The organism is Streptomyces sp. NPDC002790 (genome assembly GCF_040295505.1).
Lineage (GTDB): Bacteria > Actinomycetota > Actinomycetes > Streptomycetales > Streptomycetaceae > Streptomyces.
Map to the genome: position 1 here is coordinate 52,020 of NZ_JBEOVM010000008.1, position 12,689 is coordinate 64,708.

The 12,689-nt window shown below is 70.2% G+C and carries 11 protein-coding genes; 5 read left to right on the forward strand and 6 right to left on the reverse strand.

The window, feature by feature from the left end; translation table 11 throughout:
• Positions 1 to 197: 197 nt before the first annotated feature.
• Genes ABT004_RS07065 through ABT004_RS07080 form a run of 4 tightly spaced genes read right to left on the reverse strand, consistent with a single transcriptional unit; the run spans position 198 to position 3,759 of the window.
• Positions 198 to 917, reverse strand: coding sequence for an ABC transporter permease (locus ABT004_RS07065; RefSeq protein ID WP_351332107.1), 720 nt, complete (start codon positions 915 to 917; stop codon positions 198 to 200).
• A 9-nt stretch (positions 918 to 926) separates the two neighbouring features.
• The gene (locus ABT004_RS07070) at positions 927 to 1,838 is read right to left on the reverse strand and encodes an ABC transporter ATP-binding protein (RefSeq protein ID WP_351332110.1); all 912 of its coding nucleotides are present in this window, start codon (positions 1,836 to 1,838) and stop codon (positions 927 to 929) included.
• A complete protein-coding gene (locus tag ABT004_RS07075; protein WP_351332113.1) occupies positions 1,835 to 2,737 on the reverse strand; it encodes an ABC transporter permease in 903 nt (300 codons plus the stop codon). Before ABT004_RS07075 ends, ABT004_RS07070 begins: the two co-directional genes overlap by 4 nt.
• Entirely contained in the window at positions 2,734 to 3,759 is a 1,026-nt protein-coding gene (locus tag ABT004_RS07080) for an ABC transporter ATP-binding protein (protein ID WP_451191448.1), read from the reverse strand. Before ABT004_RS07080 ends, ABT004_RS07075 begins: the two co-directional genes overlap by 4 nt.
• 244 nt (positions 3,760 to 4,003) lie before the next feature.
• Between ABT004_RS07080 and ABT004_RS07085 the strand changes: the two genes are divergently transcribed.
• The 5 genes from ABT004_RS07085 to ABT004_RS07105 all read left to right on the forward strand — a co-directional run bounded on the left by ABT004_RS07085 (position 4,004) and on the right by ABT004_RS07105 (position 9,748).
• Positions 4,004 to 4,846, forward strand: a complete 843-nt coding sequence (locus ABT004_RS07085; RefSeq protein WP_351332116.1) for a M24 family metallopeptidase — start codon at positions 4,004 to 4,006, stop codon at positions 4,844 to 4,846.
• A gap of 11 nt (positions 4,847 to 4,857) precedes the next feature.
• Complete coding sequence (locus tag ABT004_RS07090; protein ID WP_351332286.1) at positions 4,858 to 6,636, forward strand: SDR family oxidoreductase; 1,779 nt, start codon at positions 4,858 to 4,860, stop codon at positions 6,634 to 6,636.
• Positions 6,633 to 7,595: a MerR family transcriptional regulator gene (locus ABT004_RS07095; RefSeq protein WP_351332118.1), complete on the forward strand. Its 963-nt coding sequence runs from the start codon at positions 6,633 to 6,635 to the stop codon at positions 7,593 to 7,595. Before ABT004_RS07090 ends, ABT004_RS07095 begins: the two co-directional genes overlap by 4 nt.
• Before the next feature lie 210 nt (positions 7,596 to 7,805).
• Positions 7,806 to 8,759: an LLM class flavin-dependent oxidoreductase gene (locus ABT004_RS07100; protein WP_351332121.1), complete on the forward strand. Its 954-nt coding sequence runs from the start codon at positions 7,806 to 7,808 to the stop codon at positions 8,757 to 8,759.
• Between the two features lie 89 nt (positions 8,760 to 8,848).
• Positions 8,849 to 9,748: an HAD-IIB family hydrolase gene (locus ABT004_RS07105; protein WP_351332124.1), complete on the forward strand. Its 900-nt coding sequence runs from the start codon at positions 8,849 to 8,851 to the stop codon at positions 9,746 to 9,748.
• Between the two features lie 11 nt (positions 9,749 to 9,759).
• On the opposite strand, the gene ABT004_RS07110 is transcribed toward ABT004_RS07105, so the two are convergent.
• Positions 9,760 to 10,806: a M23 family metallopeptidase gene (locus ABT004_RS07110; RefSeq protein ID WP_351332127.1), complete on the reverse strand. Its 1,047-nt coding sequence runs from the start codon at positions 10,804 to 10,806 to the stop codon at positions 9,760 to 9,762.
• A 148-nt stretch (positions 10,807 to 10,954) separates the two neighbouring features.
• Positions 10,955 to 12,685: a GAF domain-containing sensor histidine kinase gene (locus ABT004_RS07115; RefSeq protein WP_351332130.1), complete on the reverse strand. Its 1,731-nt coding sequence runs from the start codon at positions 12,683 to 12,685 to the stop codon at positions 10,955 to 10,957.
• Positions 12,686 to 12,689: the final 4 nt, after the last annotated feature.

Here is a 12,689-nt window from a genome sequence, read left to right on the forward strand (position 1 = left end):
GCTCGGCTGAGCCGTGCGCGTGACGGCCGACCGTTCTCACGCCACGGGGCTCCGCCCCGGACCCCGCGCCTCAAACGCCGACGGGGCTTGACGGTCCCCGGGCATCGCCTGAGGCGGGGCTCGACGGAGTGCAGTGACTACTCCGGATCGGTGGAGTTCGCCGCCACCGAATGATCGGCGGCGGCGGTCACCCGGACCTACTCCTCTCCAGCCAGCTTCAGGGTCCGCAGCTTCTGCCCGGCGTACCAGGTCGCCAGAACCGTCACCACCACCAGGAGCACCGTCGCGAGCGGCAGCCCCACGTCCGAGGTGACGAGGTCGCCGCCGGCCACCTTCTGGGCGACCGCGAGCGACCACTGCTGCACGCTGAGCGTGCGCGCCCCGGAGACCATGGATCCGAACAGGGCCTCCCATACGAGGGCGTAGACGAGGCCGAAGACGACCGCGTGCCGGGTGACCGTGCCGAGCAGCAGGAAGATCGCCGCGTAGGCGATCGAGGCCACCAGGGCTGCGACCGTGTAGGCAACAGCGATCTGCTGTCCGTTGCCGTTCAGGATGAAGCCCGCGATGAGCGTCGGGACGGCGGAGAACACCATGGTCACGCCGATCGCCACGATCAGCTTGGTGAAGATGATCGTGGGCCGCTTGAGCGGCTTCGACAACAGGTAGACCACGGACCCGTCATCGATCTCCGGGCCGATGGCTCCGGTTCCCGCGATGACGCCGATCAGCGGCACCATCGTGGCGAGCGCGAAGCCGCCGAGCAGGTCGGACGCGGTCTGGTCGTCGGCCCCCGTGAGCCCGCGCACGAGCGCGGAGATCACGATCAGCAGTACGGGCAGCGCGAAGAGGATGAGGGCCCGGCGCTTGCCGAGCAGGGCCCGGTAGGTGAGTCGGGCGACAGTGGGGTCGTACATCAGGGCCTCCTACGCCGCGACCAGATACGAGAACACGGACTCGAGGGATTCGTCGGACGGCGAGACCGTGAGCAGCCGGATGCCGTGCGCCTGCGCGACCTTCGGGAGCAGCGTCGTGAACCGGCCGAAGTCGACGGCCTGGACGTTCAACGCACCGTCCTTCAGGTCGACCTCGATGCCCGCCGTCGACGGGTCCGCGATCAGTACGGCTGCCAGCGCCCGGTCGTCGCTGGAGCGGATCAGGTAGCGGTGCGGGCGGTCGGTCATCAGGCGGCGGATCTTGCGGAAGTCACCGCTCGCGGCGTGCCGGCCCGCGACGACCACCTCGATGTGGGAGGCCAGTTGCTCGACCTCTTCGAGGATGTGCGAGGAGAACAAGACCGTGCGGCCCTCGTCCCCCATGCTGCGCAGCAGGTCCATGAGCTGCATGCGCTGACGCGGGTCCATACCGTTGAACGGCTCGTCGAGCAGCAGCACCGATGGGGTGTGGACGAGCGCGGAGGCCATTTTCACGCGCTGCCGCATGCCCTTGGAGTACGTCGAGATCTTGCGGTCCTGCGCGTACTCCATCTCGACCGTGGCCAGCGCCTCCCCGGCCGCCTTCTTGCCGAGGCCGTGCAACTCGGCGTTGGCGACGACGAATTCGCGGCCCGTGAGGAAGTCGTACATCCCCTCGCGCTCGGGGACGATGCCGATGTGCCGGTAGATCTGTTCGTTGCGCCAGATCGGCTGTCCGTCGAGGGTCACCGACCCGTTCGAGGGGGCAAGGAAGCCGCCCATCATGTTGATGAGCGTGGACTTCCCCGCGCCGTTCGGACCCAGCAGGCCGGTGACGCCGGGGCCGATGTTCATGGTGATGTCGTTGACGGCGACCACGTTGCCGAACCAGCGTGAGACGTGGTCGATGTTGATCGTGGTCACAGTCCGACCTTCCGGTAGCGGCGCATCAGCAGCCCGTAGGAGCCGGCGATGAGCCCGAGGACGACGAGCAGATAGACGAGGCCCTGGCCGGCCGAGGGTCCGTGGGCCCCGGGGAAGGACGAGCCCGCTCCGAGGAACGCGGTCTGCACTCCGTCGATGAGCGTGATCGGTGAGAAGAGGCCGAGCCAGGTCACCGCCCCGCCGTTGTCCTGGACGTCGGCGATCGCCTGGACCGTGGACACCGCGCCGTAGGAGATGGTCAGGACGGCAATGACGGCGGCGATGCCGAATCCGCGGCGCGGGGTGACGGCGGAGACGACGAGTCCGATCCCGGCGAAGAGCAGCGACAACAGCGCCACGGATACCAGTCCTTGAGCGAATCCCTTGGTCTGCTCCGTGAAGTCCAGCTTGGTGAGCAGAGAGCCTACGTAGAGCACGATCAGCGGTGCGGCCGTGAGGATGAACAGGGCCGATGCCATCGCGGCGAATTTCGCGACTACGTAGTCGACCCGCTCGATGGGGCGGGAGAAGTAGAGCGGGATCGACTTGAAGCGCAGGTCGAGGGAGACCGCGTTCGGCGCCGCCGACGCCACGTAGAGGCCGATCACCGCCTGGAGGATGACCGCGTAGCGCGTGTAGTCGACGGGCAGGTCGTTCGCCTTCGTGGCGACGGTCACCGCGACCATGATGAGCGCCGGGACGCACATGACGATGAAGAGCAGCATCGGCAGCACCTTGGACTTGGCCGAGCGGCCGAGTCCGTAGGCAGCGCGCAGGCTCTGCGAGAAGAGCGAGCGGCGGGCGTACGCGCGGCCCAGGCGCTGGCCGTCGTAGTGGCGGTAGCCGATGTTGTGGATCTGGGTGGACGCGCGGTCCACAGGGCTTTGCTCGGTGGTCATCGCGCCGCGCCTCCCGTCTGCTGCGATGCGGCGGTGGCCGCCCAGGCCGCGGCGCGCTCGGAGCCCTGCTCCTGCTGCGCCTCGCCCTCGGGGCGGAAGACCTCCGCGATCTGGTGCCTGCGCTGCTCCATGCGGACCAGGCCGAGGCCGAGGTCCGCGACGACGTCGCGCACGATGTCGTACGTCTCCTCGCCCTGCGCCGTGAGGAGGACGGTGTGTCCGGCGCCGGGCAGCTCACCGCCGGCGCTGGTCTCGATGCCGCGCTGCGCGAACGCCTCGCGCAACGCCTTTGTCCCGTCCGGGTGTTCGTCGCTGTCGGTGACCTCGATCGCCAGCACCGCCGTGGCCTGCGTGAAGTCCGTGGTGGAACTGGAGCGCAGCAGCTTGCCGCCGTCGATGATGACGACGTGGTCGCAGGTGCGCTCGAGCTCGCCGAGCAGGTGCGAGGTGACGAGGACCGAGATGCCGAAGTCGGTGTGCACGCGCCGGATCAGGCCGAGCATGTCGTCACGGCCGACCGGGTCCAGGCCGTTCGTCGGCTCGTCCAGGAACACCAACTGCGGGTCGTGCACCAGCGCTTGGGCCAGCTTCACGCGCTGCTTCATGCCCGTCGAGTAGCCGCCCATGGGGCGGTAGCGCTCCTCGTACAGGCCCACGTGCCGCAGCGTGTCGGCGGTGCGCTCGCGGGCGGCCGTCGGCGGCAGGCCCGACATGCGCGCCATGTGGACGACGAACTCGGTCGCCGAGACGTCCGGCGGCAGGCAGTCGTGCTCCGGCATATAGCCGACGAGCTCACGGATCTTGGGCCCCGACGAGGGGTCCGCGACGTCGAGCCCGAGCACTTCGGCGCGGCCCTCCGACGCGGGGGACAGACCAAGCAGGATCTTGATCATGGTGGACTTGCCGGCTCCATTGGCTCCGACGAGCCCGGTCACACCGGGCTCGATGTCCATGGTCAGCCGGTCAAGCGCGGTCACCTTGGGGAACCGCTTGCTCAGGCTTTCGGTCGCGATCACAGTCACGGTTCGACCGTAGTGGCGCAGACCACACGGATACGTCAGACCGTGGGGTCGACCTCGCCTAAGACCTGAGTATTACGGATCCCTAGGGGTCCACCCTGAGTAGACCGTGCAGGCCGCAGTGGACCGTGCAGACCCCTTGACGCCGCCGCCAAGCATTGTCACATTCATCAGTGTCAAGTTACGAGCGCGTACGGCGACGGCCCGGTCACGAACCGGGGCGGCCGCGACCGGGACGGACGGTGGCATGACCCAAGCGGTGGTACGTGAACTCTCGGCGGAACTACGGGGGTTCAGAGAAGTACAGAGGCTCGCGTACGCCTGCGCGGAATCGGTCGCGGCGCAGCTCAAGCCGGGCGTGACCGAGCGCGACGCGGCGCGGATGCAGCGGGAGTGGCTGCGCGAGCGCGGGGTGCGGGACTGGTTCCATCTGCCCTTCGCGTGGTTCGGGGACCGCACCGCGTTCGTGAACTTCCGCGTACCGCTGCAGTTCTTCCCGACGAACCGGCAGCTGGAGCCCGGAATGCCCTTCGTCCTCGACATGGCGCCGGTCCACCAGGGATACACCGCGGACATCGGCTACTCGGGCTGCCTCGGCCTCAACCCCGTGCACGACAAGCTGCTTTCGGACCTTCGGCCGCACCGCGAGCTGATCCTGCGCGAGGTGCGCGAGCGGCGCTCCCTGCGGGAGATCTACGAGGACGTGGAGCGGTTGATGGTCCGCCAGGGCTATGCCAATCGGCACCGGGCGTATCCCTTCGGTGTGATCGCGCACAAGGTCGACCGGGTCAAGGAGCGGCGGATCAACCCCACGCTGTTCGGCTTCGGCACCCAGTCCCTGAAGGGCCTGGCGAGCGACGCGCTGCACGGGCACCGGGACGGCTGGTCCCCACTGTGGTCGCCGTACAAGTTCTCCGACCACCCGCCGCGGCCGGGGCTGTGGGCGGTCGAGCCGCACCTGGGATTCCGGGGTACGGGCGCCAAGTTCGAGGAGATTCTCGTGGTCACCGACTCCAAAGACCCGCAGGAGAGCGCCTATTGGCTGGACGACGATCTGCCGCACGTGCGGCGCTGGGCGGAGGGCATCTGATGACGGACCTGATGAAGATCGACGGCGCGCGCGAGCGCCGGGTGCGCACGGGCGGTATCGAGCTGTGCGTCGTCGAGCTGGGGGAACCCGGCGGAGCCGAGCGGCCGACGGTGGTGCTCGTGCACGGCTATCCGGACTCCAAGGAAGTGTGGTCTGAGGTCGCCGTGCGCCTCGCGGACCGCTTCCACGTAGTGCTCTATGACGTACGCGGACACGGCCGGTCGACGGCGCCGCAGCCGCTGCGCGGCGGCTTCACCCTGGAGAAGTTGACCGACGACTTCCTGGCGGTCGCCGACGCGGTGAGCCCGGACCGGCCCGTGCACCTGGTGGGGCACGACTGGGGTTCGGTGCAGTCGTGGGAGTTCACCACGGTCACGCGCACGCAGGGCCGCATCGCGTCCTTCACGTCGATGTCGGGCCCGTCGCTCGACCACTTCGGGCACTGGATCAAGCAGCGCGTGAAGAAGCCCACGCCGGCCAAGGTGGGCCAGTTGCTCGGCCAGGGCGCCAAGTCCTGGTACGTGTACATGCTGCACACGCCCGTGCTGCCCGAGCTCGCCTGGCGCGGGCCGCTCGGCAAGCGCTGGCCGAAGATCCTGGAGCGCGTCGAGCGGGTTCCCGCGGGCGACTACCCGACGTCGTCGCTGCCCTCGGACGCCGCGCACGGAGCCTGGCTGTACCGGGACAACGTAAGGGCGCGGCTGCGCCGCCCGCGCGAGGACGCGTACGCGCACGCGCCCGTGCAGCTCATCACGCCGCTCGGGGACGCCTTCCTGTCGCCGAGGCTGTACGACCAGCTGGAGCTGTGGGCACCCCAGTTGACGCGCCGCGTGCTGCCCGCCAAGCACTGGGTTCCGCGCACCCGCCCCGATCAACTCGCCTCCTGGATCACCGAGTTCGTCACCACGCACGAGGGGCAGGAGGCGGGGGTGCCCGCGCACCGCCCGGCGGCCGACGGGAAGCACGCGGACCGGTTCGCCGGTCAGCTCGTCCTGGTGACCGGTGCGGGCAGCGGCATCGGCCGGGCCACCGCGTTCGCCTTCGCGGAGGCCGGCGCGCGCGTGGTCGCCGTCGACCGGGACGCCGAGAGCGTCGCGCGGACCGCCGAGCTCGCCCGGCTCATCGGCGCCCCCGAGGCTTGGGGCGAGACCGTGGACGTCACCGACGGGCAGGCCATGGAGAAGCTGGCCGAGAAGGTCGCCGCCGAGTACGGCGTGGTCGACGTCCTGGTGAACAACGCGGGGATCGGCCTGTCCGGCTCGTTCTTCGACACCACTCCGGAGGACTGGAAGAAGGTCCTCGACGTCAATCTGTGGGGCGTCATCCACGGTTGCCGCCTGTTCGGCAAGCAGATGGCCGAGCGCGGGCAGGGCGGCCACATCGTGAACACCGCGTCCGCGGCGGCGTACCAGCCCTCGAAGGCGCTCCCCGCGTACTCGACCTCCAAGGCCGCCGTCCTGATGCTCAGCGAGTGCCTGCGCGCCGAGCTGGCCGGGCAGGGCATCGGCGTCTCCGCGATCTGCCCCGGCCTGGTGAACACGAACATCACGGCGACGGCCCGCTTCGCCGGGGTGGACGCCGAGGAGGAGAAGCGCCGCCAGAAGAAGTCCTCGCGCCTGTACGGCCTGCGCAACTACCCGCCGGAGAAGGTCGCCGCGGCGATCCTGGGCGCCGTCGTGCACGACAAGGCGGTCGTCCCGGTCACCCCGGAGGCCCGCGGCGCCCACCTCATGTCCCGCTTCACCCCCAAGGCCCTGCGCGCGGTCGCCCGGATGGAGCCACCGCTGTGAGTACCGGCGGCACGGAGCAGCCGGTCGCCGAGTACCGGATCGAGGACCTGGCCCGCCACAGCGGCGCCACGGTCCGCACGATCCGCGCCTATCAGGACCGCGGGCTGCTGCCCCGGCCCGAGCGCCGCGGGCGGGCCAACGTGTACACGGACACGCACCTGTCCAGGCTGCGGCAGATCGCCGACCTGCTGGACCGTGGCTACACCCTGGCGTCCATCAAGGAACTGCTTGAGGCCTGGGACGCGGGGCGCGGCCTGGGCGGCGTGCTGGGTCTGGTCGCGGAGGTGGACGGCCCGTGGACGGACGAGCGGGCGGGGCGCATCACGCGCGCGGAGCTGGACGAGAGGTTCGGCGGCGAACCCGACGACGCCGCCGTGCGGGACGCGCTCGAACTCGGCGTACTGGAGCGCGCGCCGGGGACGGAGGACGAGTTCCTCGTTCCGAGCCCTCAAGAGCTGGCGGTCGCCGTCGAGTTGCACGCGGCAGGCGTCCCACTGTCCGCAATTTCCGGTCATCTACGGGAGTTGAGGGGGCAGGTCGAACATATAGCGGCGCGCTTCCTGGAGTTCACCACCGAGCATGTCTTCGCCCGCTATCTCGGTCCGCAACCGCCGACGGATGCGGAAGCGGCCGAAGCGGCCTCGCTCGTGCGGCGGCTCCGCCCGCTCGCACAACAATCGGTGGACGCCGAACTCGCCCGAGCAATGCGGACGTTCGCCAACCGGCACCTCCATCACCACCTCGCCGAAGGGCCGGCGGCCGAGGTGGCGGATGAGCAGCAAACTGTGGCGATACCCGTGGAGACAATGCGGGTCGTGCGCAGGCTTGTTGCTCCGGAGGACGTTTCCGCGTTCATCGCGGCGGCGGCCGAACGTGAGGTACAGACAAGGACATTGGATGCATTGACATCAAACCCCAGCAATACTCCCATAGTTGACCAAAAGGACTCCCTGGCTTGAGAGTTGTCCACAGAATCGCCAACTGGCCTGTGGATAACTCGACTTGGCTGTGGATCAAACATCCGGGCCAAAATTTCTGGATTGACTCCAAGAGAATCCAAGAGGATCCGAGAGAACCTGAGGGAAACCACGAGAGTCCGAGAGGCGGTCGCAAGGAGACCGGGAGAGCCCCGGGCGAGTTGTGAGGGAAATCCGCATACGCTCACAGGCATGAACGAGAACGCTCCCGCCACGACCGCTCGTCCGCTGCGCCTGAGCACCGTGATCCTGCCCTACCGCCGCTGGCACGAGGGCGCTCGCGAGGCATGGCTGCGCGCCGAGGAGCTGGGCTTCCACACCGCGTACACGTACGACCACCTGTCCTGGCGCGTGCCGTTCCGGGACGGGCCGTGGTTCGGGGCGGTCCCGACGCTGACGGCCGCGGCCACCGCCACCGAGCGGATCCGCCTGGGCACGCTCGTGACCTCGCCGAACTTCCGGCACCCCGTCACCCTCGCCAAGGAACTGCTCTCGCTCGACGACATCTCCGGTGGCCGGATCACCCTCGGTATCGGCGCGGGCGGCACGGGCTTCGACGCGAGCGCCCTCGCGCACAGCGGGCAGGAGCCGTGGACGCCTCGGGAGCGCGCCGACCGTTTCGCGGAGTTCGTCCCGCTGCTCGACCGGCTGCTCACCGAGGACACGGTCTCGTACGACGGGACGTTCTACTCGGCGGGCGGCGACGTCGGCGCCCAGAACATCCCGGGCTGCGTGCAGCGCCCCCGGCTGCCGTTCGCCGTGGCCGCGACGGGCCCGCGCGGCCTGAAGCTCGCAGCGCGGCACGGGCAGGCGTGGGTGACCACCGGCGACCCGAAGCTGTACGCGACGGGCACCCCGGAGGAATCGATTCAGGCCATTCGCGGGCAGGTATCGAAACTGGCCTCCGCGTGCGAGGCCATCGGCCGCGACGCGGACGAACTGGACAAGGTCCTGCTCACCGGATTCACCCCGGACCGGTCCCGCCCCCTCACCTCCGTCGACGCCTTCGTGGACTTCGCGGGCAGGCACCGGGAGCTGGGCTTCACCGAGCTCGTCCTGCACTGGCCGATCCCGGACACCGATTTCGCGGCCGACCAGAAGACCTTCGAAGCGATCGCCACGCAGGTCCTGGCCCAACTCGACTGAATCGCACTCCGTCACGCCGGAATCCGGGTGGGGCGCATGAGCCAGGCGCGTACTCATCTGTGCGCCCCGCAGCACGCCCGTGCACGCATATGCGCGACCATGGGTCGGTGACCTCACCGACTCCCGGGCCCCGGACTCCGGCCCCCTCCGCCCCCACGCCCCGGCTGATCGCCACCGACCTCGACGGAACGTTGCTGCACGACGACAAGACCGTTTCGCCGCGTACGGTCGCCGCGCTCGCCGCCGCGGAGGAGGCCGGCATCGAGGTCTTTTTCGTGACGGGCCGCCCGGCCCGCTGGATGGATGTCGTCAGCGACCATGTGCACGGCCACGGCCTGGCGATCTGCGGGAACGGCGCCGCCGTCGTGGACCTGCACGGCGGGGCGGGCGAGCACCGCTTCGTCAAGATCCGCGAACTGACGGTCACGGACACGCTCGACGTCGTCCACATGCTGCGCGCGACCGCCCCCGGCACAACCTTCGCCGTCGAGCGCACCGGCGGCCTGCACCACGAGCCGGGGTACCCGCCGCTGCACCTGGACCCCGGCGAATGCGTGGCTCCCGCCGAGAAACTCCTCGCCCCGGATTTCGACGTCGCGGACCAGCCGGTGCTCAAGCTCCTCGCGTACCACCCCGAGCTCGACCCCGACGCCTTCCTGTCGCTGGCCCGCGCGGGGGTGGGCGACCGGGCGGCCATCACACGGTCTAGCCCGAGCGCGCTCCTGGAGATCAGCGGCCCCGGCGTCTCCAAGGCGAGCACGCTCGCCATGTGCTGCGCGGAGCGCGGCATCGCGCCCACCGAGGTCGTCGCCGTAGGGGACATGCCGAACGACATGGAGATGCTCGCCTGGGCGGGCACGTCCTACGCGATGGGGAACGCGCACCCCGAGGTGCTGGCCTCGGCGACCGGCCGCACCGCGACCAACAACGAGGACGGCGTGGCCCGCGTCATCGAGGACATCCTGGCCGCGCACGCCCCCGCCCGGTAGCTCCACGACGCCTACAGCTTCACGTGGCGCTCGGCGAACCACTTCACCGGATCCACCCCGGAGCCCAGATACGGCGTGAGCCGCACCTCGAAGTGGAGGTGCGGCCCCGTCGAGTTGCCGGTGGTGCCCGACTGGCCGACCCACTGCCCCGCGCGGAGCTTCTGCCCCTGGTCGACGGTGACCGCGGCGAGGTGCGCGTACTGCGTGCAGTAGCCGCCGGGATGGCGCACGATGACCTCGATGCCGAAGGCGCCGCCGCAGGACACGCTCACCACGCGGCCCGCGCCCGCCGCCCGTACCGGCGTCCCGATGTCGACCGCGAAGTCCTGCCCGGTGTGCCGGTGCGACCAGCGCTCGCCCGCGCTGTCGAAGCCCGCGGACAGCTGGTACTTCTCCACAGGAGGCAGCCACGCACGCGTGGTTGAGTTTTTCGGCTCCTTGAGGCGCACGGCGCCCCGGCACTTCCCCGCGGCGACCGACGAGTCCGCCTGGCCCTGGAGCTGCCAACGCGCCGCTTCGAGCTTGCTTTCGATGCTCTTCTTAAGGATGGCGAGCCGCGCGTTGCGCTCCTTCAGTGAGTGCCACGCGTCCGCCGCCCTGCGCTGTCCGTCCGCGAGCCTGCGCTCGGCGCGCCGACTCTTGTCCACGGCGTTGTTGAGGGCCAGATCGGCCTGCCAGACCGCCCGTTGACCGTGCATCAGTTTCTCGGGATTCCCGGCCAGCAGCATCTGCGCCGTGAGAGGGATGTCGCCGCCGCTGCGGTACTGGGCGCGGGCGATCCGGCCGAGGTCGTCGTGGAGCGCGGAGATCTGCCGCCGCTCGCGCACGAGCAGCCGCTCCATCGTGCGTACCTCCGCCTTCTGTACGAAGGCGGCTTTACGGCCCGCTTCGTAGCGCTGCGTCGCCGTGGACGCCTCCTCGAAAAGGCGCGCGACGTCCGCGCTCGCCTCGGGGCCCTCCGCGCCCCGGGACACCGTGGGCGGGCCGAGGGCCACGAGGGCGCACAGCAGCACCGGGAGGACGAGCGATGTGCGGGTTCGGCGCGGTCCATGACGCATGCATCGGATCGTCGACCGCCGCACGCCGGGCTTCCTGTGGGGCTGGTACGGCCGAGGGAACGGGTGCCCCGTACGGCGCAGGAACGTACCGCCAAACCGGGGCGCCGCCGACGGCCTCAGGGGGGCTCACCTCAGGAGGAGGCACGCCTCAGTGGGGCGCCTCCCACACCACCGTCGTACCGTCCCCGTCGAGCCCCGGCCCGTGCCAACTGGCGCCACCGAGCGATTCGGCCCGCTTCTGAAGGTTCTTCAGGCCGCTGCGCCGCCCGCCCTGCTTGATGCCCACGCCGTCGTCCGCGACTGTGAGGCGGACGCCCGGCCGCCCGTCGGGGAGGAACACGGTGGCGTCCACCACGACGTCTATGCGATCGGCCTCCGCGTGCCGGAACGCGTTCGAGAGGGCCTCCCGCAGCGCCGCGATGAGGTGCTTGCCCGTGAGCTCGCCGACGACCGTGTCGACGGGCCCGAGGAAGCGGTGCGAGGGCTTGAACCCGAGCGGCACGGCGGCCGTATTGATCTCCCGGAGCACCTTGGTGCGCAGGCTCGACGGCGCCTCGGCCGGCCCTTGCTGAAGCGCGAAGATCGCGGTGCGGATCTCCTGGATGGTGGTGTCGAGCTCGTCGACCGCCTTGCCGACGCCGGTCTGCACTTCGGGCACCACGGAGCGGCGCTGGGCGGTCTCCAGCATCATCCCGGTGGCGAAGAGGCGCTGGATGACGAGGTCGTGCAGGTCGCGCGCGATCCGGTCGCGGTCCTCCAGGACGGCGAGACGCTCCCGGTCGCGCTGCGCGTCGGCCGAGACCAGGGCGAGCGCCGCCTGCGACGCGAACTGGGTGGCCAGGATGCGCTCCGCCTCGGTGAAAGGACGCCCCCCACGCGCGCGGGTCATCACCAACGTCCCCAGGACCCGCCCGCCGCTCTGGAGGGGCAGCATCATGGACGGCCCGTAGTCCTGCGCGAGGCCGGTCAGCATCCGGGGATCGGTGGCCGCGTCGTCGACGAACACGGCCTGGCCGTCGAGCAGTTCGGAGATGACCTCGCTCTCCGACGGCACGATCACGCCGAGCGCGGCGGAGGGCCCGTCCGCGTCGACGGCGACGATCTCCATGCCGCCCTCCTCTGCGGGCAGCAGCACTATGCCGGCCGCCGAGTCCGAGAGGTGCCGGGACTGTTCGGCGACCACCTGGAGCGCGTCGTCGGCGTCGCCGCCCGAGAGGAGCGCGGTGGTCACCGCCACCGAGCCGTCGATCCACCGCTCGCGCTGCTTGGCCGCTTCGTAGAGGCGCGCGTTGCCGATGGCGATGCCCGCCTCCGTGGCGAGCACCCGGACCATGTTCAGGTCGTCGTCGTTGAACTCGCCGCCACCGTGCTTCTCCGTGAGGTACAGATTTCCGAAGATCTCGCCCTGTACGCGGATGGGGAGGCCGAGAAACGTGTGCATCGGCGGATGGTGCGCGGGAAAGCCACAGGAGCGCGGGTCGTCCGCGAGGTTCGCGAGGCGCAGCGTCACGGGGTCGTGGATGAGCGCGCCGAGCAGCCCCCTGTGCCCGTCGGGCAGCCGCCCGATGCGCCGCGCGGTCTCCTCGTCGACTCCGGAGTAGACGAAATCCGAGAGCGCGGTGCCGTCCTCGGCGACGACGCCGATCGCGGCGTACTTGGCGTCGGTCAGTTCGGCGGCCGTCTCGCAGATCCGGTCGAGCGTGGTGTGCAGCTCGAGGCCTGTGCCCACGGAACGCATCGCTTCCAGGAGCTGCGGCAACCGGGCGGTCAGCTCGGCCGACAGACCGTGGAGGCCGCGTGTCGCCTGAGTCGCCGCCTCCAGGGACGCCGCGGCGGGCTCTGCGGGAGGAGGGACGCCGGGGTCCGTGGGAGCTGCCATGCGA